The following is a 23,277-nucleotide window of genomic DNA, read 5'->3' on the forward strand; positions in this document are numbered from 1 at the left end:
GGTTTTTTGTGGAGAAACGTCTTTTTTTAAAGCTGCGAAAAACACGGAAAAACCGCAGTGTCGCCATTATGCCTCACCCCGGAAATGCGGGGTTTTGCCTTTCCGTTGCGGAAACCGGCCTCGCACAAGCTTCAAATTTTCCTGCCAAGTCACTGATTTTTCTAATCGCTTTTCCTATCCCCGTTTTCCACAGGCACTCCACACAATATCTTGTGGTTAAAAATGCGTTTCAATCTATGTCTTGACGAATCTATGTCACGGGAGGAAAGTGACACTTATGTTGCGGCGGCAACGGACCGGAAAGTAACGAGGCCGGTTCTTCTCCATATTCAGCGCGCAGATCCAGAGCGGCGTCCCGACCATGAGGGGGCGGTTCGCCGGTGGCTTTTCTGCGCCTATGGAGCCGCCGAAAACATAAAGCGGGGACTGGCAGCAAGAATGTGTTAACACTATATATAGTAGGCTTGCAGCCATCTTAAACACGAGATACAGGGATCACATCCAAGGATGAACATCCCTTACAGATCGGCAACAACCGGCTGTGCGCACAGTTCGCACGGCTGGAACAGATTTTTGCGCCCTTTGCCGGGCGCCCAATGGACGAGGACACGAAACCATGCGCATCGAACGCCGCTTCACGAAGCCCGGCCAATCGTCTTACGCGGAAATCGAATTCCGCAAGGCCGTCAGTGAAATCAAGAACCCGGATGGTTCCGTCGTGTTCCGTCTGGCGGATATCGACGTTCCCGCGCAGTTCAGCCAGGTTGCGACCGACGTTCTGGCGCAGAAATACTTCCGCAAGGCCGGTGTGCCGAAGCTGCTGAAGAAGGTTGAGGAAAACGATGTTCCTTCCTTCCTCTGGCGTTCGGTTGCCGACGAGAAGGCATTGAAGGAACTGCCCGAAGCCGAACGTTATGGCTCCGAGACCGATGCGCGCCAGGTTTTCGACCGTCTGGCCGGCACCTGGGCCTATTGGGGCTGGAAGGGCAAGTATTTCTCAACCGAAGAAGATGCGTCCGCCTTCAAGGATGAGCTTGCCTACATGCTCGCAACCCAGCGCGTTGCACCGAACAGCCCGCAATGGTTCAACACCGGCCTGCACTGGGCCTATGGCATCGATGGCCCCGGCCAGGGGCACTTCTATGTCGACCCCTTCACGGGCAAGCTGACCAAGTCCAAATCCGCTTACGAACATCCGCAGCCGCATGCCTGCTTCATCCAGTCCGTCGAAGACGATCTGGTCAATGAAGGCGGCATCATGGACCTGTGGGTGCGTGAAGCCCGTCTGTTCAAATATGGCTCCGGCACCGGCTCCAACTTCTCCTACCTGCGCGGCGAAGGCGAAAAGCTCTCCGGCGGCGGCAAGTCCTCGGGCCTGATGAGCTTCCTCAAGATCGGCGACCGCGCAGCCGGCGCCATCAAGTCCGGCGGCACGACCCGCCGTGCGGCGAAGATGGTCGTCGTTGATGCCGACCATCCCGATATCGAAGCCTATATCGACTGGAAGGTGAACGAAGAGCAGAAGGTTGCCGCTCTCGTGACCGGTTCCAAGATCGTTGCCAAGCACCTCAAGGCCATCATGAAGGCCTGCGTCAATTGCGAGGCCGACAATGGTGATTGCTTCGACCCCGCCAAGAACCCTGCCCTGAAGCGCGAAATCCGCGCTGCCAAGAAGGACATGGTGCCGGAAAACTACGTCAAGCGCGTCATCCAGTTCGCCGAACAGGGTTACAAGGACATCCAGTTCAAGACCTACGATACGGATTGGGATTCCGAAGCCTATCTCACGGTGTCAGGCCAGAACTCCAACAACTCCGTATCGCTCAAAGATGACTTCCTGCGCGCTGTCGAAAATGACGGCGACTGGAACCTCACCGCCCGCAAGGACGGCAAGGTCATGAAAACGCTGAAGGCCCGCGATCTCTGGGAAAAGATTTCCCACGCCGCCTGGGCATCGGCCGATCCGGGCCTGCACTTCAACACCACCATGAATGACTGGCACACCTCGCCGGCCGAAGGCCCGATCCGCGCTTCCAACCCGTGCTCGGAATATATGTTCCTTGATGACACGGCCTGCAACCTTGCCTCGCTGAACCTGCTGCAGTTCAAGGATGCCAAGACGAAGCGCATCGATATCGCCGATTACGAACATGCCGTGCGCCTGTGGACCGTCGTTCTCGAAGTCTCGGTCATGATGGCGCAGTTCCCGTCCCGCCAGATTGCCGAACGTTCCTACGAATACCGCACGCTCGGCCTCGGTTACGCCAATATCGGCGGCCTGCTGATGTCCTCGGGCATTCCCTATGACAGCGACGAAGGCCGCGCCATTGCAGGTGCGCTGACCGCCATCATGACCGGCGTTTCCTATGCCACCTCGGCTGAAATGGCCGGCGAGCTTGGCCCCTTCCCGAGCTTTGCGCCGAACCGCGACAACATGCTGCGCGTCATCCGCAACCACCGCCGCGCCGCCCATGGCCAATCGGAAGGTTACGAGGGCCTGTCGGTGAACCCGGTTGCCCTCATCCATGCCGATTGCACGGATCAGGACCTTGTCGCCCACGCCACGGCCGCCTGGGACAAGGCGCTGGAACTTGGCGAAAAGCACGGTTACCGCAACGCCCAGACGACCGTCATCGCGCCGACAGGCACGATCGGCCTCGTGATGGACTGCGACACGACCGGCATCGAGCCCGATTTCGCGCTGGTGAAGTTCAAGAAGCTCGCCGGCGGCGGTTACTTCAAGATCATCAACCGCGCTGTGCCGGAATCCCTGCGTTCGCTCGGTTATTCCGAAAGCCAGATCGCCGAGATCGAGGCCTATGCCGTCGGCCATGGCAATCTCAACCAGGCGCCGGCCATCAATCCCTCGACGCTGAAGGCCAAGGGCTTCACCGATGAGAAGATCGAAGCCGTCAATGCTGCACTGAAAAGCGCCTTCGACATCAAGTTCGTCTTCAACCAGTGGACGCTCGGCGCTGACTTCCTCAAGGGCACGCTGAAGGTTTCCGACGAGCAGCTCTCCGACATGAGCTTCAACCTGCTCGACCATCTCGGTTTTGCGAAGAAGGACATCGAAGCGGCAAACGTTCACGTCTGCGGCGCGATGACGCTGGAAGGCGCGCCGTTCCTGAAGAACGAACACCTGGCGGTCTTCGATTGCGCCAACCCCTGCGGCAAGATCGGCAAGCGTTACCTCTCGGTCGAATCGCATATCCGCATGATGGCAGCGGCACAACCGTTCATCTCCGGCGCGATCTCCAAGACGATCAACATGCCGAATGATGCGACGGTGGAAGATTGCGGCGCCGCCTACATGCTCTCCTGGAAGCTGGCGCTGAAGGCCAACGCCCTTTACCGCGACGGTTCCAAGCTTTCCCAGCCGCTCAACGCCTCGCTGGTGGAAGATGAGGACGACGAAGACTTCGTTGAAGAACTGATCCAGCAGCCGCTTGCCCAGCAGGCCGTGACGATCACCGAGAAGATCGTCGAGCGCGTCATCGAGCGTGTATCGCGCGAGCGTGAAAAGCTGCCGAACCGCCGTCAGGGTTACACCCAGAAGGCAACCGTCGGCGGTCACAAGGTCTATCTGCGCACCGGCGAATTCGGTGATGGCCGCATCGGCGAAATCTTCATCGACATGCACAAGGAAGGCGCTGCCTTCCGGGCGATGATGAACAACTTCGCCATCGCCATTTCGCTCGGCCTGCAATATGGCGTGCCGCTGGAAGAATATGTGGAGGCCTTCACCTTCACCAAGTTCGAACCGGCCGGCATGGTGCAGGGCAACGACGCGATCAAGAACGCAACCTCGATCCTCGACTACGTGTTCCGCGAACTCGCCGTCTCCTATCTCGGCCGCCACGATCTCGCCCATGTCGATACGTCCGACTTCTCCAACACGGCGCTCGGCAAGGGTATTCAGGAAGGCAAGACCAACCTGCTCTCCACCGGCTGGACACGCGGTTACAAGCCGACGCTGGTTTCCAGCAACGAAGGTGACCGCGCCGCTTCCGAGCCCAAGGGTTCGGCAACGGCAGCCCCTGCCCGCGGCTCCGCCAACGTCACCTCCTTTGCCGGCTCCGCCGCCCGCAAGCTGGAACCGACAGTCGCGATCTCCACATCGGAAATCGTCTCCTTCAAGCGTGATTATGAAGAGCGTGCCAAGGAACTGGCGGTAGAGATCGCGGAAGAAGTGATCGACGAGGTGGTTCAGGAAGCCCAGCAGACCGCCACCGCCCTCTTCTCCGACAAGGCCGCCGCCGACGCGGCATCGGCCAAGGCGGAAGCCAAGAAGAAGGAAAACGAACGCCGCATGCGCTCGATCGCGCAGGGCTATACGGGCAATATGTGCTCGGAATGCCAGAACTTCACGATGGTGCGGAATGGTACTTGTGAGAAGTGCGATACTTGCGGTGCGACGAGCGGTTGCTCTTGAGAGAAATAAGAGGTCTTCGTCAGATTCACACGAAGAAATAACTAAGAACTGGCCAATAAAAATATTGGCCAGCTCGAAACCTAAAATCAGTAAACCAGTATTTTAACTTCTTTCGATCACTAATAAGTGTTCGTAAAATTGGACTGGTTTAAAATGAAAAAAACGGCACAGGCCCGTAAGGCATATGATTTATACAAGCAGAAAAATATATTAAAACTAATTATTCATACTATAAAGCTATGCTTATACACTGCGGCTCCTGCCACCGTAATTGCTTATTTGACAGACAACGTAAGCGGTTTATTCTACTTATTTTTTCCATTATTCATGTATTTTTTCTTTCCTGTCTGGTTCGGATTTTATGTAGGCAGTGCTTTACTGGCACAGATGTCTGGCGAAAGCCTTGGGAGAGGAAGCTTACTTGGCAAGAATCCGTCTTTTCCCGACGTCACATTTCATTTAACGGGCTTTAGAGTTAAGGATGAGAGCAATGAAAGTTGAGTGCAGAGCGAATAATCGGGTAAAATCGATCTAGTAAAATGGGCCCGTCTTCACGCCATGACCGACGAAGACTCGGAAGCAAATGCACTTGCCGATCCCGACAACCCGCCGCTTTCCGCCGAACAGCTCGCCTCGCCCCCCAGAATGCCACGCATCAAGATCATCCGCCGGGCGCTGAAGCTGACGCAGGAAGAGTTTTCTGCGCGCTATCATATCCCGCTCGGCACCCTGCGTGATTGGGAACAGGGCCGCAGCGAGCCGGATCAACCGGCCCGCGCCTATCTGAAAGTCATTGCAGTTGACCCCGAAGGCACGGCAGCCGCGCTCCGAAGAGGGGCGGCCTGACCCGCCTCACCCCATAAAATCCAACAACAGCTTCACATTCAGCGCCGCGATCACCACCGCGATCAGCCACGCAAAAGCCGAGAGCCAGAGCGGCGCTTTCAGCTCGCCCATCTTTGCCTTGTCGGAGGTGAACATCACAAGCGGGAAGACGGCGAAGGAGAGTTGCAGGCTTAAGACCACCTGCGTCAGGATCAGCAGCTGGCCCGTGCCGCTGTCGCCATAAAAGATGGTGACGCCGGCGGCGGGAACGATGGCGATGGCGCGGGTGATGAGGCGGCGCAGCCACGGGGCGAGCCGCATCTTGAGGAAACCTTCCATCACGATCTGGCCGGCGAGCGTTGCCGTGACGGTGGAATTGATACCGCAGCACAGAAGCGCCACGCCGAACAGCGTCGGCGCTATGGCAAGGCCGAGCAGCGGCGCAAGCAGACTATGCGCTTCCCCGAGTTCGGCGACATTGGTCTGCCCCGTTTTGTTGAAGGTCGCCGCCGCGAGAATGAGGATCGAGGCGTTGATGAGCAAAGCGAACATCAGCGCGATGGTGGAATCGAGCGTGGCGAATTTCAATGCCTCACGCTTTTCGGGTAGCGTCTCGCCGATTTCGCGGGTCTGCACGATGCCCGAATGCAGATAGAGATTATGCGGCATGACAGTCGCACCCAGAATGCCGAGCGCCAGATAAAGCATGTCCGGATTGGTGACAATCTCCGTCGTCGGCGCAAAACCGAGGATCACCTGCCCCCAGTCAGGATCGGCCAGCGCCAGCTGAATGGCGAAACACACGGCGATGACGCCGAGCAGCGTGATGACCAGTGCCTCCACCCAGCGAAAACCGAGCTTTTGCAGATAGAGGATCAGGAACACATCGAGCGCGGTAATGAGGACGCCAAGTTCCAGCGGAATGCCGAAGATCAGGTTGAGGCCGATGGCCGTGCCGATCACCTCGGCAATGTCGGTGGCGATGATGGCGATTTCCGCGAGCAGCCACAGCACCATGGCCACGGGTTTCGGATAGGCATCACGGCAGGCCTGGGCGAGATCGCGGCCTGAGGCGATCGCAAGACGGGCACAGAGCGACTGCAGCACAATCGCCATGATGTTGGAAACCAGCGCGACTGTCAGCAGCGTGTAGCCGAATTTGGAGCCGCCGGCGAGCGACGTCGCCCAGTTCCCGGGATCCATATAACCGACCGCAACGAGATAGCCGGGGCCAAAAAAGGCCATCGCCCGGCGAAACGTGCTGGCATCCGGTTTGATGCGGACCGAACTGTGAACGTCAGACAGCGAGAGATCATCGCCGTTCCGCCGCCATCCAAAGACTGGCTTGTCCATTTTCTGTGCTTTCATGGAAATCGAATTAATGCAATTGCAAATCATTCTCATAAAGAGCACGAACTGGCAAGCGGAGTTTCACGGAGGACTGCCGGTTCTTCCCCTCCCCGTCGTCCTCACTCCAAGCCGGAGGCCAGCCGGCCGAGGGGCCTGGAGGTGAAAATGGCTCCTCTCGCCACGCCAAAGCGCATTGCCGGAACTGCGGCTCAAGGTCCGCATGACGAAAAGCGGAGTCGGACGCGCAACGGCAGATGCAGGAATCACTACGCGCGGACCAGTGGAGAATGGGAGCTATAGGAAGCCGGGGCTTCCACGCCTCACGGCCTTGTCATCACCCCTGCCCCGCCATTTCGGAACAGCTGCGAACCCGCCCGCGTTGAATGATCAGGCAGCAATTCGATAACCGGGGAAGTTCATGCGACACGGCCATAAATTCAGCCTGGCGAACCATCCGAGCCGATGGCCCAGATATATCATGGCGCACCGAAGGCCACGCGACTGGCTGATGACGATCAGTGGCATCGTGCTGCTGTTCATCGTCGCCGCGGCGGTGGCCATGGGTTACCTCGTCACCAGCCATCCCGGCAAGCCGGAGCCGAACCCCGGCATCGTGGAGGAACAGGCTGCGGAAAACGGCGGATAAGCGCCAGCGCGGCCGTCAACTGAGGCCCGCCAGATGCCCGCTGAACTGCGCCTCATGCAGCCGGCTGTAATGGCCCTTGGCAGCCAGAAGCTCGGCATGGGCGCCGGTTTCGGCAATACCGGTCTGGTCCACCACCACGATGCGCGAAGCATCGCGGATCGTCGCCAGCCGGTGAGCGATGACGAGCGTGGTGCGACCCTTGGCAAGCTCCGTCAGCGATTGCTGGATGGCGCGTTCGGTTTCCGTGTCGAGCGCCGAGGTCGCCTCGTCGAGAATGAGGATCGGCGGGTTCTTGAGGAACATACGGGCAATGGCAAGACGCTGCTTCTGCCCGCCCGACAACTTCACGCCGCGCTCACCGATGACGGTATCAAGCCCGAGCGGCATGGCCTCGATGACGCCATCCAGACGCGCACGCCGCGCCGCATCCATGATCTCCTCATCGGACGCGCCAAGCCGGCCATATTCGATATTCTCGCGGATCGTGCCGCCGAACAGGAAGACATCCTGCTGCACGATGCCGATCTGGTTGCGCAGCGAGGCGAGCTTCATTTTCCTGATGTCGATGCCATCGATGGTGATCGAACCGCTGGTGACATCGTAAAAGCGCGGCAGCAGCGAGCAGAGCGTCGTCTTGCCCGCACCGGAGGGGCCGACAAAGGCCACGGTCTCGCCGGCGCTGATCTTCAGGTCAATATCGCTGAGAACCCGTTTGCCCTCGGCATAACCGAAACCGACATGGCGATATTCGATGGCGCCTGACAGAGCCGGCGCGTCGATGGCGTCAGGCGCGTCGACGATATCGGGCGCAGTATCCAGAAGCTCGGTGAAGCGGCGGAAACCGGCAATGCCCTTCGGATACGTCTCAATGACCGAATTGATCTTTTCCACCGGCCGGAAAAACACGCCGACCAGCAGCAGGAAACCGACGAAGCCGCCTTCCGTCAGGCTGCCATTGAGGACGAACCAGGCACCGCAGATCATCACGATCATCTGCGTCAGACGCATGCTCATATAGCTGAGCGAGGTGCTGGCCGCCATGATCTTGTAGGCATCGAGCTTGGTGCGGCGATATTTCTGGTTGTCCTTCTCGAACAGCGAGCGTTCGTGGTCCTCGTTGGCGAAGGCCTGCACCACCCGCATGCCGCCGACATTTTCCTCGATACGGGCGTTGAAATCCCCCACCCGGCCATAAAGCGCGCGAAAATTCTGCGTCATGCGGCCGCCATAACGGCTGGTTACCCAGGCGGTGACCGGCACGACGGCGGCGGTGACGAGCGCCAGTTGCACATTGACCGACATCATCAGCAGGAAAGCGCCGATGAAGGTCATGATGGCGATGAACAAATCCTCGGGGCCGTGATGGGCCACCTCGCCGATCTCTTCCAGATCCTTGGTCAGCCGCCCGACCAGATGGCCGGTCTTCTGGTTGTCGAAATAACGGAACGAGAGTTTTTGCAGGTGATCGAAGGCCAGACGCCGCATGTCGGTCTCGATATTGATGCCGAGCATGTGTCCCCAGTAGGTGACGGTCGCCATCAGCCCGGTATTCAGCACATAAATGACCAGCAGACCCACCGAGGCGGCGAGGATGATCCCCCATTGGCCGCCCGGCAGAAGCACGTCGACAAAGGCCTTCACCGCCATCGGAAAACCGAGTTCGAGCACGCCCGACAGGACCGCGCAGGAAAAATCGAGAATGAACAGACCGCGATAGGGACGGTAATAGGCGAAGAAACGGCGAAGCATGGCATGACCTGGAGATCGGGCGCGGCAATCTGACGCCGCGGAAAACGGGAGTTTAATTGTCATATTTCAATGCGCGCGCCAAGACCGATGTTCTATTTTTACCAAAATCGTTCAATAGCTTCCGCAATAAACACACAACGGTAATGTGATCCGGTTATATTGCACTTATATGTATCGGTGTGACAAAGTGAATGCACCCCTTTGAGGGGAGAATGCGAGAAAGAGCCTGCCGTGAGTAACATTGACAGCCGTAAGCAGAATGGCGAACCGAGATGGCTTGGTCCCGCCAGCCCGACGCGGATCGCCCTGATACCGCCCATCTCGGCTGCGCGCTGGCTTCTCCTTCTGGTCGTCCTTGCGGGCATCTATTTCTTCAACGGCTTTCTGGTTCCGGTTCTCGCCGCCCTCGTCATCGGTTTCGCCAGCTGGCCGGTCTATACGCGGCTTTTGCGGCAGGTGGGCGGCAACACCACGCTCGGTGCCACCATCGCCATCATCCTCATCATCGCCTTCCTCGTGGTGCCTATCTTCATCGCCGCCTCCTATACGGCAACCGAAATCCGCGAATGGTTCGGCTGGGCGGTGCATGTCAACAAGGCGGGCGCTCCCGTGCCGGACTGGATCGCGGCTCTGCCGGGCATCGGCCCCTGGCTCGGCGAGCAATGGGTGAAATATATCGGCACGCCGGGCGCGATCGGCGAAGTGATCCAGCTCGTCAGCGGTGCCAATATCGGCAATATCTATCGGGCCATCCTCGCCGCCGGCAACGGCGCGTTCCATCTGGTGCTGACCCTGCTGTTCATGCTGATCGCGCTGTTTTTCGTGTATCGCAACGGCGCCGGCTTCACCCGCCAGATCGATCTCGTGGGGGAGCGTATCCTGCCGACGCGCTGGGAACGCATCTCCCGCGTCGTGCCCGCCACCATCAGCTCCACCGTGACCGGCATGACGCTGATCGCCATCGGCGAAGGCATCATCCTCGGCATCGCCTACTGGATCGCCGGCGTGCCCTCGCCCGTAACACTCGGTGTGCTCACCGGCGTCATGGCCCTCATTCCGGGCGGCGCGCCGCTTTCCTTCACGCTGGTGTCGATCTATCTGGTCGCCAGCGGCTCTCCCGCCCACGGGCTGGCGCTGTTCGTCTGGGGTTCTGTCGAACTCTTCATCGTCGACAAGACCATCCGCCCGAAGCTCGTCGGCGGCCCGATCAAGCTGCCCTTCCTGCCGACCTTTTTCGGCCTCGTCGGCGGCGTCAAGACCATGGGTTTCCTCGGCCTCTTCATTGGCCCGGTGCTGATGGCGCTGCTGGTCGCGATCTGGCGCGAATGGGTGCGTGAAGTGGAAATTTCCGCTGCCGTCAGCGCCGAGCTTCCGCCGCCGCCACCCACGCAGACCGATCCGGCCGCAGAGGCTGTTTCGCATGAGGACGACAACGACGAAACGACCGCGTTTCGGAAAGCGGCGTTTTGATTGGTGAAGCCTGAGGCAGATGCCGCGGCTCTGGTAAAGATAGATAATCCGCGAACCTTGCATCCGTCCATGCTCGGGCTCATTTCGCGTATCTAAGATTTATCGGTTCTCCGGTACAGGATTTGATTTTCGGTACGTTGCCGTCAGCCTCAAGTTTAAGTTTTCATTGAAGTCTGAAACGGGTTGGGAACGGTAAATACACCATCGGCGTCATCCTCGGCCATGTGCCGAGGATCTAATCACGTCGAATAAAATCAATCTGTTGCAGATAACAGGGACAAGCCCGAGGCTGACGTTGGAGTGCTTGACGCGATCTGTTGTCCGTCGTCCGCTCTACTTTTCATGTCGTGTCAATTCCTTCGTTTCGGACACTGCAAGGTAGAGGCGAACCTGTGCCGTAGACTTAAAGCGCCCTCTCCATGAACAGGCTCAGCGGATCGGGCTTATAAGGCGCAAAGGCCTCGATCTCCACAAATCCCGCCTTGCGGTAAAGGCCGATCGCCTCCGGCTGGCTGATGCCGGTTTCGAGCCGTATGGCGGAAAGACCAAGCTCCGTGCCACGCGCAACAAGCGTATCCATGATCAGCTTGCCGATCCGCAAACCCCGTGCCTCGGGATCAACGAACATGCGCTTAACCTCCGCCGTGCCTTCCCCCGCCTCCACCAGCGCGCCGCAGCCGACAACTCGGCCATCGTGCCGGGCCACGAAAAACGAGACATTGTCCTTCTCCAGCGCGCCGATATCGACCAGGTGATTGCTCTCCGCGGGATAAAGCGAGGCCATGTAGGTGTTGGAGAGATCGATGAGGCGCAGAACGGCTTCCTGGCGCGGCGTTTCAAGCTTGATTTCGATGGCCAATGCGATGCCTGCTTTCTTTCAAAAAATGCGTATTTCGTCGTAATGTCACTGCAATCGGGATAGATGAGTTTCTAGAGCATTATTCCCGACAGAGGCAACCACACCCCATGAAAACAGCCCTCGTTCTCATGACCTTCCTTGGCTGCGACGACAGCGCCACCGATTGCCATTACCTCGCTACTTCACAGCAGCGCTGGACGAGCATCGAACTGTGCGACGCCGTGTCGGAAAAGGAGCTGGAACGCTTCGCCAACGCCTCCTATCCGGTCGTGGTGGCCGTGTGCCAGACACCGGGTGAGCAGACCCCACAGACGGCCGGCACGCCTGCTGCCGCACCCGCCGACACACAACAGGCAACCGCAGAGGTTACGCCGAAGGAAGAGGAAAGCCTCACCAAACAGGCGATCGGCCGCGTCAGCCGCATCCTTCCTTCCACCGAAGGCATAAAGCACTTCCTGGGAACGCCGGTGAGGATGGTTGAAAACAGCTATTCGTGGATTGCCAAGCGGTTCGACAAGTGATTGCGGGAAATTCCACGCCAGTTTCTTTGCCGCTGCGACGCAGAGTTTTCCTCTAAGAGGAAAGCGCGCACCGCCCTCATTCCTGTGCTCGTCACAGGAATCCAGTCGACGCGCGTCTGCGCGACGGGAGGAGTCTTTTCAGCCCAAGGACTTGGTCTGGCTGGATTCCTGTGACAAGCACAGGAATGAGGGTGAGAGGATGCACTTCGTCGGGAAAATTAGGGCACTCATGGGATTTGCATCAACCGAAGAATAACCAGCCCTTACGCCGCCTCGACCGAAAGCGCTTCCGCGTAATAGCGGGCCTTTTGCCGCTCTTCCGCAATGGCGAGCTTGCGCACCGCATGCAGTAGTTCAAACAACGTTTCCGAGCCGCTCACATCACGGAAATGCGCCAGCAATTCGGCCGAGACGGATGCCGCTGCTTCCGAAAGCTGCGAACGGGCGGCGCGGCGCCACATCAGTGTCGCCGCGATGAAGACGTCAACGACATCACCTGAAAGGCCGATCGACTGGAACAGGGCCTTCAGCGCATGCGGCCGCCCGGTTGCCAGAATGGCCCGCACCTTGCGGTCATCGAGACCGGAGAGATTGACCATCGCTGCCGTGAAGAACTCCAGCCGGCCCGAACAGACGGCATGGATGAGCAGCGCCGGCGTCAGCTCCAGCCGCTGGCGAAGATGCTCCACCAGCGCCGGCAATTCCGGTGAGGAAACGCCAGCGGCGATGAGGATCGTGGCGGAATCTTCCGCTTCCCGAAACAGATTGTCGGCGCGGTTGCGGGCAATCATCGCATGAACCAGCCCAGACCCGGCGAGCGCCTCGCTGATGCGGCCCACCAGCAGGTGGCGCGCATCGGCAGGCAGCGCGTCGCGGCGAAGCAGCAGATCGCGAATATCGGCATCCGAACCATGACGCTCGGCAATGCGCCGAAGCGAAAACGGCGTGATGAAGGCATCGTCATTTTCGAGCAGGATGAGGGTTTCCGGCAGATCGCCAACTTCGGCGAGTGCGGCGCAGACACCGCGCGGCAGGCCCGGCCTTGCGGCGATCAGGGAGCGCGTCAGGCTTTCGCCCCGCCCGGCGAGATCAACCAGATCGGCCTCACCGAGAACCGGCGAACGGGCAATCACCGTGCAGGCGATTTCCGGCTGGTCTTCGGCAAGCGAAACGAGAATGGCGCGCGGTGCATCATGGGCATCCGCCAGCGCCTCGGCAAGCGCCAGCCGCACACGCGGTGAAGGATCATCCAGCAGATAGGTCATCGCCATATAGGCGGCATCACGGTTTTCCCGCGCCATGTCGGCCTGCAGATAGGCACGGCCGAGCGCATTGGCGGCTTTTGCCCGCTCGCCCGATCCGGCCTTTTCAGACCAGCGAAGAAATGCCTGTACGATCACCTGAGCCTCGAAACACATTCATACAACGGATGACGGCATCATCACCGCCACCATGTATAAAACTCTAGGCGCAAATGGTTTACGTTTGGTTCACCATAAAATTTAACCCTTGCCGGCGAAGGATTATACTGATGGCGCAGCAGAGGGGCGCTGTAGCTGGAATACATCGCTGCCGCCATCGCAATAATCCATATAGCCCATGCGCGCCACCGGACGCGCTAGCCCCATGTCGATGCGACCATCCCGAATGATCGTCTCATCGATATGGATCGCCATCACCTGTCCGATCACCATCCACGAATCGGTCGGTTTGCCGTCGATATCGGTCAGTTGCTGGATCTGGGTTGCGCGGCACTCCAGAACCGCCAGAGCTTCGCGCACGAAGGGTGCATCAACCACCCGCCCGTCAACGGCGGTAAGACCGGCAAGGGCGAACTCATCGACATCATACGCAACCGGCGCGGAAGACGCATTCATCCGGTCGACAAGATGGCGGCTGACGAGATTGGCGGTAAAGACGCCGGTCTCCTCGACGTTGCGCAGGCTGTCCTTGCGGCCGCTCGAGGAAAACATGACGAGCTTCGGCCGGTCCGAAATCGCGTTGAAGAAGGAATAGGGAGAGAGGTTCAAGACACCCTCCCTGCCCTTCGAACCGATCCAGCCAATCGGCCGCGGCGCGACGATCGCCTTGAATGGATCATGTGGCAGGCCGTGCTGGTTGGTGTCGGTCGTGTAGAACATCAGACGTCACCAACCCAGGTAACGACATCCGCCAACTCGGGGCGTGGCCGCTCCACCGGCGGGAATGTCGTCGAGCCGATGTGGATATAACCCGCGACCTTCTCTTCTCCGCTGACGCCGATCTCCGCAAGGAAGGCCGGGTCGAAAGCAAGCCACTCCGTCAGCCAGTTCGCTGCAAAACCGCTGGCATTGGCCGCGAAGATGACGTTGAGGCAAACGGCACCGGCGGACATGACCTGTTCCCATTCCGGGATTTTGAAATGCGGTTTTGCGGTGCTGATGACGGCGATGACGACGGGCGCGCGGGTAAAGCGCGTACGCTCCGCCTCCTGCTGCTGCAGATCGAGATCGGGGTTCTTCTCGAGCGCGATCCTGAGCGCCGCCTCACTAAGACGTACCCGCTCCTCGCCGCGATAAACGACGAAACGCCAGGGGGCGAGCTTGCCATGGTCGGGCACGCGCACGGCAAGGCGAAGGATTTCCTCGATTTCCCCTTTCGAAGGGCCGGGTTCGCTGAGTTGCAGGGCCGGCGTGGAGCGGCGAACCCTGAGGTAATCGAGGAGTTTGATATCGCTGGTCATGATCAAAAATCTTCCATTCTGCTGTCATCGCGAAACTAGGGCCTTGAAATAGCCATGGCATTGGTTTTGAAGTGATCCGGGAAAAACAAGAAGTCAATCGGTATCGAAAATGTCGGCAATCAAAATCGCGGCACGTCTGGCCATTGCGTTCGCCGCGATTGGCGTTTTATCGCAAGCAGCCTTTTCGCAGGATGCCTTTAAAGACTTCAAGCAGCTCGGCGGCACGCCGAAAATGCCCAAACTCAACGCTTTCACTGCCCCTTCCGCCCCCAATGCCCCGACGAGCACCGCCCGCGATATCGCCATGGAAGCGAAGTTGACGAGCGAAGGCGAAGCGGTGAAGGAAGGCCTCTCCTGGCGTGTCTTCAGCCCCATTCCGGGCACTGACGGCAAGCTGCCGATGCTGGCAAGCTCCGAGGGCGGTTCGGCGCAGTTTCATCTCGTGCCTGGCGAATATTTCGTCAACGTTGCCTTCGGCCGTGCGGGCGTTACCAAGAAGCTCAACGTACCGGCCTCCGGCAATGTCCAGAAACAGGTGCTGATCCTCGATGCCGGCGGCTTCGTGCTGAATGCGATTGCAGGCTCCGACAAGCAGATTTCCGGCAACCAGCTGAAATTCTCCGTCTATTCCTCCGACGCCCGTCCGGATGGCGAACGCGGCCTCGTGATGGCCGATATCAAGCCCAACACCATCGTGCGGCTGAATGCCGGCACCTATCATGTGGTTTCCGAATATGGCAACGTCAACGCGGTGGTGCGTGCCGATATCCAGGTCGAAGCCGGCAAGCTGACCGAAGCGACGCTGCAGCATCAGGCGGCACAGATCACCCTGAAACTCGTGTCCGAACAGGGCGGCGAGGCCATTGCCGATACGGCCTGGTCGGTGCTGAACGGCGGCGGCGACGTGGTCAATGAAAGCGTCAGCGCCTTTTCGACCATGGTGCTGGCCGAAGGCGAATATACCGCCATCGCCCGCAACAAGGACAAGGTGTATCAGCGCAACTTCAAGGTCACGTCGGGCCGGGATTCGGATGTGGAAGTGCTGATGAAAGACCAGGCGCCGGAAGACATGACCGGGGATTTTGAGTAGGTTTCCACTACAGCCACGGTGCTTGAAGGATCGTTTTCCTACATTTACGCTCGACGTCCTCCCCTAATCACGCCCAATCAAATCGAGACGTTGCAGATGCTCGGGACAGGCCAGAGCATGACGGAAGAGAGCTTTCAGCACGTTATCGAAAACAAAAAACGGCCCCCGAAGGGGCCGTCGTCATTTATCAGGCAAGCTGCTTCTTCGCCGCAAGCTTGCGCTTGACATCCGGCGGCGTCGCCTCGTCCACGAGGCTGGTGATCGCCTCTTCGAGCGACATCGACGTCTGGTTCTGCGAACCGAGACGGCGAATGTTGACGGTGCGCTCTTCCGCTTCCTTGCGGCCGCAGACAATGATGACCGGAACCTTGGTCACCGAATGCTCGCGAACCTTGTAGTTGATCTTCTCGTTGCGGAAGTCGGTTTCCACCGCCATGCCCGCCTCCCGCAGCGCTTCGGCAACCTCGCGGCCGTAATCGTCCGCATCCGAGGTGATCGTCGCGACCACGACCTGAAGCGGTGCGAACCACAACGGCATGTGACCGGCAAAGTTCTCGATCAGGATACCGAGGAAGCGCTCCATGGAGCCGCAGATGGCGCGATGGATCATCACCGGCTGCGTCTTTTCCGAGTTCTGGTCGATGTAGAAGGCGCCAAAACGTTCCGGCAGATTGAAGTCCACCTGCGTCGTGCCGCATTGCCATTCACGGCCGATGGCGTCCTTCAGCGTATATTCGAATTTCGGCCCGTAGAAAGCACCCTCGCCCGGCAGGATGCCGGTCTTGATGCGGCCGCCGGACTGCTCCTCGATGGTTTTCAGAACCTCCAGCATCACGCTTTCGGCGCGATCCCAGAGATCGTCGGAACCGACGCGCTTTTCCGGACGGGTCGAGAGCTTGACGACGATCTCGCTAAAGCCGAAATCCTCATAGACTGAGAGGATCAGGTCGTTGATGCGCAGGCATTCCGCTGCCATCTGCTCTTCCGTGCAGAAGACATGCGCATCGTCCTGCGTAAAGCCGCGAACGCGCATAAGGCCGTGCAGTGCACCCGACGCCTCATAACGATGCACGTTGCCGAATTCCGCAAGACGCACGGGCATTTCGCGGTAAGACTTCAAGCCATGCTTGAAGATCTGAACGTGACCGGGGCAGTTCATCGGCTTCAAGGCAAAGACGCGCTGATCGGCTTCCTTGTCATCGGGATGGGTAAAGGCATGGGCGGATTTCACCGCGAACATGTTTTCCTGATACCAGCCCCAGTGACCGGAGGTTTCCCACAGCGATTTGTCCAGCACCTGCGGCGCATTGACTTCCTGATAGGTATTGGCGAGACGCCGGCGCATATAGGCCGTCAGCGTCTGGAACATGCGCCAGCCCTTGCCGTGCCAGAACACCACGCCCGGACCTTCTTCCTGGAAATGGAACAGGTCCATTTCGCGGCCGAGGCGGCGGTGGTCGCGCTTTTCAGCTTCGGCCAGCACGTGCAGATAATTGTCCAGCTCTTCCTGCGTCGCCCAAGCGGTGCCGTAGATGCGCGACAGCATCGCATTGTTGCTATCACCACGCCAATAGGCGCCCGCCACCTTCATCAGCTTGAAGGCCGTACCGATCTGACCCGTCGAGGCCATATGCGGACCACGGCAGAGATCGAACCAGTCGCCCTGATAATAGATCTTAAGGTCCTGACCTTCAGGAATGGCATCGACCAGCTCGACCTTGTAGTTCTCACCCTTGGCGGCAAAAACTTCCTTGGCCTTCTCGCGCGACCAGATTTCGCGGGTAAACGGCTTGTTGCGCTGAATGATCTCCTTCATCCGCTTTTCGATCTTCGGCAGATCTTCCGGCGTGAAAGGCTCGTTCTTGGCGAAGTCGTAATAAAAACCGTTCTCGATGACCGGACCGATCGTCACCTGCGTGCCGGGCCACAGTTCCTGCACGGCTTCAGCCATGACGTGAGCAGCGTCGTGGCGGATGAGCTCCAGCGCACGGCCGTCTTCACGCGTGACGATCTCTATTTTGCCATCGGTGATGGTCTCGGACAAATCGCGCACGGTGCCGTCAAGCGCAATGGCGACGGCTTTCTTGGCAAGCGATTTGAAGATGGATTCGGCGACCTCGCGGCCGGTCGTACCGGCGGGGTAGCTGCGCACGGATCCATCGGGAAATGTAAGGGAAATGGCTTCAGACATCGTCTCGTGCTCCTGTCCAGTCCCGCCAACGAATGCGGGTGGTGTTGGAATAATGATCTGCCCGCGATAAGCGAACAGGCAGGCTGATAAAGGCTTTTGCCATTCCAGTCAAAGGTGAAGGGCAGGTCAGCGAAGCATTTCCGCGAGACCATTGACCGTATTGGCGTTGCGGGTCGTGCCGATACCGAGCCTTTTGGTGGTCAGGACCGACAGCAGTCTGCTCTCGCTAAGTTTGCCCCGAAAATCGATCCACAGGTCGCCGCCGACCACGGCAACCTCTTCCCGCTGACGGGACTTATCGAATAATCCGAGAACGTTCTCGTCAAGCGGCTCCCGCATGACCCGAACGCAGACGTCAGGCGGATTGCCATGCGGAAACGGATTGTCCGCCGCCAGTTTCAGCCAATCTCTGCCAGAACGAACGAGAATATCGACATGTCTGCCGAAACGGGTCTCAAAGGCACGCTCCAGCCTGTCTTCAATCTCGCGAACAGGTGCCGCTTCAGCGCAAAAAACCAGATTTCCGGTCGCGACAAGTGTCTTGCATTCTGCAAATCCCAGCTCTTCCGCCAGGGCCCTGAGATCGGCCATGATGAGCCGCTTGCCGGGGCCGAGCACGATGCTGTGCAGCAGGGCCACATAGTCATTCATCGATGCCGGCTCCAGTAACGCCACGGCGTCCACCAGCGTTTGCTGCCATCGAGTTCTTCCGGAACCGGGTCCAGCCCGCTGGTGCCACCAGGGCCGCAGCGCGCCACACGAAACAGCGCCATCCAGCCGCCGGCCCAGAGCCCATGGCGGGCAATCGCCTCATAGCCATATTCGGAACAGGTGGGGATGTGGCGACAGGAATTGCCGACAAAGCCCGATAGCGTCAGCTGATAAAGCCTGATGAAGCCGACGCCGAAAAGCCGTCCCGGTGTCTTCGCAAAGCTGCCCGCCCAATTGCGGGATCGCCCGGCTTTCACCGCTGTCTGCTCATGCCGGCAGCCCGGTTCGCCGCACATCGGCTAACCCGCGACGTTGAGAGCCGGCCGGCCTTCGATCTGGTCGAGCGCATCGACCACCGCCTCGAAGGTCAGCATGGTGGACGCGTGGCGTGCCTTGAAGTCTCTGACCGGCAAAAGTACCCGCATATCCTCAAAACGGCCCGTCGGTCCCTCGCCATCTTGTTTCAGCATGGCGAGCATGTCTTCCCGCGCCTGCCGGATTTCGCCGCTGGAAGCGCCAACAATGTGATGCGCCATGATGGAGGCCGAGGCCTGCCCCAGTGCGCATGCACGGACTTCATGCGAAAAAGCCGTCACGGTGCCGTCCTCGACCTTCAGATAGACCTTGAGCTTAGAGCCGCATAACCGCGAGTGTTTTTCAGCGCTGGCATCGGCATCATCGAGAACTCCCGTCAATGGGATATTCCCGGCAAATTCCAGAATGCGATTATTGTAGATATCGTCCATCGAAGTGTCCGGCGCGCTCAAAAATGCCCAAAACGGGACAGGTCAGATTTTTCAAACACAGCGTTTGTCGCAGTGATGCTTTTCTGCCCTTCGTTCTCATTATATGCTAACGAGCTTTCTGGACATCAAGCCGTGATCAAATTAACGGCTCCGATACCGAAAAAACAGCATCGGTCTTGCCAAAATGCTGTAAAACAACCAGATAGCAGCAGCTGCGAACATGAGTTCGCGATGAAAAACGAATTCAGGTGCGGCCTTTACCCGCATCGGGAGAGACGGAATGGATGCGATCGTGAAGAATTTCCCCGGCGCTGGCGCAAAACCAGACGTGGCCGAAGCTCGCCCAAGCCAGGCCGAAGCGAAAGAAGCCGTGCGCGTTCTCCTGCGCTGGGCAGGAGAAAATCCCGCCCGCGAAGGACTTCTGGATACGCCGAAGCGCGTCGCCAAGGCCTATCGCGAGCTTTTTGCCGGTTATGAGCTGAATGTTCAGGACGTGCTTGGCACGACCTTCGAGGAAGTCGGCGGTTATGACGATGTGGTGCTGGTGCGCGACATCCCCTTCTTCTCCCATTGCGAGCACCATATGGTGCCGATCGTCGGCAAGGCGCATGTCGCCTATCTTCCGGCCGGCCGTGTGCTTGGCCTGTCGAAGATCGCCCGCGTCGTCGAAATCTTCGGCCGCCGCCTGCAGACGCAGGAAAACATGACGGCGCAGATCGCAAGATCGATCGAAGAAACGCTGAAACCGCGTGGCGTAGCCGTCATGATCGACGCGGAACATATGTGCATGTCCATGCGCGGCGTAAACAAGCAAGGGTCCACGACGCTGACCACCAGCTTCACCGGCACGTTCAAGAACGATCCGGCCGAGCAGGTGCGCTTCATGACCATGGTGCGGAACCGCTGAACATCGGACCGGAAACTGTAGCGCGGGTTTCCTGAAACCCGCTGCTCAGACAAAATTTTGGAGTGGCGGACTGATCCCATGTCCTCCGCCGCTTTGAAACCTTCCGCTTTTCTCCCCGGGGTAGCCATGTCCATTCCCTTTCCGTCCGCGCCTGCGGACAAGGAAGCGCTCGAAAACGCAGGTCTCTTTTCGCCGAAATTCGATGCCCACGGCCTCGTCACCGCCGTGGTTACCGATGCGCGCGATGGCGAATTGCTGATGGTCGCCCATATGAATGCGGAAGCTTTGTCGCTGACGCTCGAGACCGGCATCGCGCATTATTACAGCCGCTCCCGCGACAAGATCTGGAAAAAGGGCGAAACCTCCGGCAACCTGCAGACGGTGAAGGAATTCCGCACCGATTGCGATCAGGATGCCGTATGGCTGAAGGTCTCCGTTGCCGGCCATGATGCGACCTGCCATACCGGCCGCCGCTCATGCTTTTACCGCACTGTCGAGCTATCAAACGGCGATGCTGTGACGAAAATCACCGACGACACCCGCCATTTCGACCCGGCCACAACCTACTCCAATACATAATCGGCCACCTTCCATCGGCCGCACCAATTTGCTACCAATATAGCAGGCTCCGGGGGTAAGGGCGGAACCTGAAAGGCAGGCAGGGAGTGCGACAAATGTTGGGATGGGGAAATCGTCACAATCAGCTTGCGGCTAGAAATCCCGAAACCACCGGCAATGAGCCGCCCGTCACCCAGATCGTTGACAAGCACCGCATCGCGCTTGCGCTTGGCGGCGGGGCGGCCCGCGGCTGGGCCCATATCGGCGTGCTTCGGGCGCTGGATGAAGCAGGCGTGAAGATCGGCATGATCGCCGGCACCTCGATCGGCGCACTGGTCGGCGGTTGTTATCTCGCCGGCAAGCTCGACGAGCTGGAGGAATTCGCCAGGTCGCTGACGATGCGCCGCATTGCCGGCCTGCTCGACCTGACGATCGGCGGCGGCGGCCTCTTCGGCGGCATGCGGCTGACCAAGCGCATGCAGGAGCATCTGGAAGGCCTGCGCGTCGAGAACCTCGAGCACCCCTTCATCGCTGTCGCCACGGAACTGCGCACCGGCCACGAGGTCTGGATCCATCAAGGTGATCTCGTCACCGCGCTGCGCTCCTCCTATGCGCTGCCCGGCATCTTCGAGCCCGTGCAATGCAACGGCCGCACCCTGATCGACGGCGCGCTCGTCAATCCCGTGCCCGTTTCCGTCTGCCGGGCCTATGAGCAGGCGCTGGTCGTTGCGGTAAACCTCAATTACGATCTTTTCGGCCGTTCCGCCGTGGTCAAGCACGCGGCCTCACCACAGGGCGGCGGCACACCGCCCGCGGAAACGGCGCCGCGTCCCGGCCTGCCGGGCGTCATGGTGCAGGCATTCAACATCATTCAGGACAGGATTTCGCGCTCGCGCCTGGCGGGCGATCCGCCCGACCTCATGCTGCATCCGCGCATCAACGATATCGGCCTGTCGGAATTCCATCGCGCCAGCGAAGCCATTGACCGCGGATATCAGGAAACGCGCGCGCGTATTCCCGAACTCGAGCGCATGCAGCAGGCATTCCGGCGCTGAAGGCGAGACCCTCGCCTCCTCACCGTGTCAGTTCCTCGTCGGAATGCCCCGCCAGAACCCACCTTGCATGACAAATGGGATCATCCGGCAATATAGGCCTTGATATGCTCGGCCTCGGCCTCGATTTCGCCGATCCGCGCCTTCACCACGTCACCGATGGAAATGATGCCGGCAAGGCGGCCATTTTCTTCAACCGGGACATGCCTGAAGCGTCCGCCCGTCATGATTTCCATCAGCTGATCGGTGGTGGAATTGTGCTGGCAGCGCACCACATTTTTGGTCATGGCGACGGAGACGGACTGCTGAAGGGAAGCCGCACCCTGGCCTGCAACGGCCTTCACGAGATCGCGCTCGGTGAAGATGCCGAGAACCACACCATCCGCGTCTGTCACGACGACGGAACCGATCTTGTGCGCATGTAGCGTGCCCGCCGCCTCACCGATGCTGACGTCGGGACCGACAGTCACGACATCCCGGCCCTTGCGGTCGAGAAGATCCTTTACGAATGTTGCCATGCCTTCCTCCTCTTTGCAGCGATTTGCAGTGCCGCAGTCTCCCCCGGCGGTTGCAAATCATGCGGTATGGTGCGCTGAGGCCCGCGTGAATGCAATCCCGGATGGGACGCGCACAAGCAAATTTGCGCCGAAGCCGACAAGGAGCGTGATCGGCTTAACGTGACGGGCGATCGAAAAGGCTAAAGAACAGGAAGCCGAGCAGGAAGCCGAAGACATGTGCATCCCAGGCGATTTGCCCGCCGACATCACCGAACAACGGCACGCCGACTGCAATCAGCACATTGCCGAACAGCCACATCAGCGTGAAGATCAGCACGGTGCGGTTGGAAAGCGCCGCAAGAATGCTCTGCCGCGGCATCAGATGGCCGAAGGAGGCGCTGTAGCCACCGCGTACGGGAAAGGCGAAACGACAGGCCGCCCCCATCAGCGCCGAAACGACGCCGGATGCGCCGATCAGCACCGTGACATCACCCCAGTTCAAAGCCGCATGACCAAAGGCCGAAACGGCGGCGGAAATGCACCATAACAGCACGAAGCGCACTGTTCCGATCCGGCGCAGAACCGGCGCGCCGAAGGCCATCAGCCACAGGCCGTTAAAGAGAATATGCTCGATGCCGCCATGCAGGAAAGAATAAGTCACCGGCGTCCAGAGCCATTCCAGCCCCTGCTGAGAAAAAGGCACCGCATAACGCAGCGGAATGAATCCGAAGGTGAAGATGAACCAGCCATTGCCTTCCTCGGAAAGGAGGTACGCAGGAACGACATAAGCGACGGCCAGCGCTGCCAATATGCCGACGAGCAGCCCCGGCAGGTTGAAGATGGGATTGTTCGTGTCGTCTTTCGGTTCCGGCGTTTCCGAAACCGGCGGCTGTTCGCCGTCCTCATAGGACATGATCCCATCCCTGTTTTGGTCGAAATTGGTGTTCC

Annotated in this window: 22 protein-coding genes; 10 read left to right on the forward strand and 12 right to left on the reverse strand. The window is 59.2% G+C overall.

Annotation, left to right across the window (positions count from 1 at the left end; genetic code table 11):
- The first annotated feature begins 616 nt into the window (after positions 1-616).
- From GSF67_RS07425 to GSF67_RS07435, 3 genes are all read left to right on the forward strand, one after another.
- Entirely contained in the window at positions 617-4,435 is a 3,819-nt protein-coding gene (locus GSF67_RS07425) for a vitamin B12-dependent ribonucleotide reductase (protein WP_006314361.1), read from the forward strand.
- 153 nt (positions 4,436-4,588) lie between these two features.
- Positions 4,589-4,936: a hypothetical protein gene (locus GSF67_RS07430; protein WP_010971831.1), complete on the forward strand. Its 348-nt coding sequence runs from the start codon at positions 4,589-4,591 to the stop codon at positions 4,934-4,936.
- Between the two features lie 57 nt (positions 4,937-4,993).
- A complete protein-coding gene (locus tag GSF67_RS07435) occupies positions 4,994-5,281 on the forward strand; it encodes a DNA-binding transcriptional regulator (RefSeq protein ID WP_006314360.1) in 288 nt (95 codons plus the stop codon).
- A gap of 6 nt (positions 5,282-5,287) precedes the next feature.
- Here GSF67_RS07435 and GSF67_RS07440 read toward each other — a convergent pair whose 3' ends face one another.
- Positions 5,288-6,613, reverse strand: a complete 1,326-nt coding sequence (locus GSF67_RS07440; RefSeq protein WP_006314359.1) for an Nramp family divalent metal transporter — start codon at positions 6,611-6,613, stop codon at positions 5,288-5,290.
- Between the two features lie 415 nt (positions 6,614-7,028).
- Between GSF67_RS07440 and GSF67_RS07445 the strand changes: the two genes are divergently transcribed.
- On the forward strand, positions 7,029-7,256 hold the full coding sequence (locus GSF67_RS07445; protein WP_006314358.1) for a hypothetical protein: 228 nt from the start codon (positions 7,029-7,031) through the stop codon (positions 7,254-7,256).
- Positions 7,257-7,271: 15 nt separating this feature from the next.
- Here GSF67_RS07445 and GSF67_RS07450 read toward each other — a convergent pair whose 3' ends face one another.
- Positions 7,272-9,005, reverse strand: a complete 1,734-nt coding sequence (locus GSF67_RS07450) for an ABC transporter ATP-binding protein (protein ID WP_006314357.1) — start codon at positions 9,003-9,005, stop codon at positions 7,272-7,274.
- 231 nt (positions 9,006-9,236) lie between these two features.
- Here GSF67_RS07450 and GSF67_RS07455 point away from each other — a divergent pair, with 231 nt between their 5' ends.
- Positions 9,237-10,475: an AI-2E family transporter gene (locus GSF67_RS07455; RefSeq protein ID WP_006314356.1), complete on the forward strand. Its 1,239-nt coding sequence runs from the start codon at positions 9,237-9,239 to the stop codon at positions 10,473-10,475.
- A 403-nt stretch (positions 10,476-10,878) separates the two neighbouring features.
- Here the strand turns inward: GSF67_RS07455 and GSF67_RS07460 are convergent, their stop codons facing one another.
- Positions 10,879-11,334 (reverse strand): GNAT family N-acetyltransferase, encoded by a 456-nt coding sequence (locus GSF67_RS07460; RefSeq protein ID WP_006314355.1) that lies wholly within the window; start codon positions 11,332-11,334, stop codon positions 10,879-10,881.
- 107 nt (positions 11,335-11,441) lie between these two features.
- Between GSF67_RS07460 and GSF67_RS07465 the strand changes: the two genes are divergently transcribed.
- Positions 11,442-11,855, forward strand: coding sequence for a hypothetical protein (locus GSF67_RS07465; protein ID WP_006314354.1), 414 nt, complete (start codon positions 11,442-11,444; stop codon positions 11,853-11,855).
- A 263-nt stretch (positions 11,856-12,118) separates the two neighbouring features.
- Here the strand turns inward: GSF67_RS07465 and GSF67_RS07470 are convergent, their stop codons facing one another.
- The 3 genes from GSF67_RS07470 to GSF67_RS07480 form a co-directional block, all read right to left on the reverse strand.
- On the reverse strand, positions 12,119-13,273 hold the full coding sequence (locus GSF67_RS07470; protein WP_006314353.1) for a DUF2336 domain-containing protein: 1,155 nt from the start codon (positions 13,271-13,273) through the stop codon (positions 12,119-12,121).
- Between the two features lie 105 nt (positions 13,274-13,378).
- On the reverse strand, positions 13,379-13,996 hold the full coding sequence (locus tag GSF67_RS07475; protein WP_006314352.1) for a flavin reductase family protein: 618 nt from the start codon (positions 13,994-13,996) through the stop codon (positions 13,379-13,381).
- Complete coding sequence (locus GSF67_RS07480; RefSeq protein WP_006314351.1) at positions 13,996-14,577, reverse strand: nitroreductase; 582 nt, start codon at positions 14,575-14,577, stop codon at positions 13,996-13,998. Before GSF67_RS07480 ends, GSF67_RS07475 begins: the two co-directional genes overlap by 1 nt.
- Before the next feature lie 109 nt (positions 14,578-14,686).
- On the opposite strand from GSF67_RS07480, the gene GSF67_RS07485 reads away from it, so the two are divergent.
- Positions 14,687-15,667, forward strand: a complete 981-nt coding sequence (locus GSF67_RS07485; RefSeq protein WP_006314350.1) for a hypothetical protein — start codon at positions 14,687-14,689, stop codon at positions 15,665-15,667.
- Between the two features lie 187 nt (positions 15,668-15,854).
- Here the strand turns inward: GSF67_RS07485 and thrS are convergent, their stop codons facing one another.
- The 4 genes from thrS to GSF67_RS07505 form a co-directional block, all read right to left on the reverse strand.
- Positions 15,855-17,858: a threonine--tRNA ligase gene (gene thrS / locus GSF67_RS07490; protein ID WP_176072017.1), complete on the reverse strand. Its 2,004-nt coding sequence runs from the start codon at positions 17,856-17,858 to the stop codon at positions 15,855-15,857.
- Between the two features lie 126 nt (positions 17,859-17,984).
- A complete protein-coding gene (locus GSF67_RS07495) occupies positions 17,985-18,509 on the reverse strand; it encodes a DUF1697 domain-containing protein (protein WP_176072018.1) in 525 nt (174 codons plus the stop codon).
- Positions 18,506-18,865: a membrane protein insertion efficiency factor YidD gene (gene yidD, locus GSF67_RS07500; RefSeq protein ID WP_006314346.1), complete on the reverse strand. Its 360-nt coding sequence runs from the start codon at positions 18,863-18,865 to the stop codon at positions 18,506-18,508. Before yidD ends, GSF67_RS07495 begins: the two co-directional genes overlap by 4 nt.
- A gap of 3 nt (positions 18,866-18,868) precedes the next feature.
- A complete protein-coding gene (locus tag GSF67_RS07505) occupies positions 18,869-19,315 on the reverse strand; it encodes an iron-sulfur cluster assembly scaffold protein (protein WP_006314345.1) in 447 nt (148 codons plus the stop codon).
- Positions 19,316-19,595: 280 nt separating this feature from the next.
- Between GSF67_RS07505 and folE the strand changes: the two genes are divergently transcribed.
- The 3 genes from folE (at position 19,596) to GSF67_RS07520 (ending at position 21,835) form a co-directional block, all read left to right on the forward strand.
- Positions 19,596-20,222: a GTP cyclohydrolase I FolE gene (folE, locus tag GSF67_RS07510; RefSeq protein WP_176072019.1), complete on the forward strand. Its 627-nt coding sequence runs from the start codon at positions 19,596-19,598 to the stop codon at positions 20,220-20,222.
- Between the two features lie 126 nt (positions 20,223-20,348).
- On the forward strand, positions 20,349-20,801 hold the full coding sequence (hisI, locus tag GSF67_RS07515; protein WP_010971841.1) for a phosphoribosyl-AMP cyclohydrolase: 453 nt from the start codon (positions 20,349-20,351) through the stop codon (positions 20,799-20,801).
- Positions 20,802-20,896: 95 nt separating this feature from the next.
- The gene (locus GSF67_RS07520) at positions 20,897-21,835 is read left to right on the forward strand and encodes a patatin-like phospholipase family protein (protein ID WP_006314342.1); all 939 of its coding nucleotides are present in this window, start codon (positions 20,897-20,899) and stop codon (positions 21,833-21,835) included.
- 80 nt (positions 21,836-21,915) lie between these two features.
- On the opposite strand, the gene GSF67_RS07525 is transcribed toward GSF67_RS07520, so the two are convergent.
- Both GSF67_RS07525 and GSF67_RS07530 read right to left on the reverse strand, forming a co-directional pair.
- A complete protein-coding gene (locus tag GSF67_RS07525) occupies positions 21,916-22,350 on the reverse strand; it encodes a CBS domain-containing protein (protein ID WP_006314341.1) in 435 nt (144 codons plus the stop codon).
- A gap of 154 nt (positions 22,351-22,504) precedes the next feature.
- The gene (locus tag GSF67_RS07530; protein WP_006314340.1) at positions 22,505-23,242 is read right to left on the reverse strand and encodes a rhomboid family intramembrane serine protease; all 738 of its coding nucleotides are present in this window, start codon (positions 23,240-23,242) and stop codon (positions 22,505-22,507) included.
- Between the last annotated feature and the right edge of the window lie 35 nt (positions 23,243-23,277).

It is taken from the genome of Agrobacterium sp. CGMCC 11546 (assembly GCF_013365515.1).
In the GTDB taxonomy this organism is placed as follows: Bacteria; Pseudomonadota; Alphaproteobacteria; order Rhizobiales; family Rhizobiaceae; genus Agrobacterium; species Agrobacterium fabrum.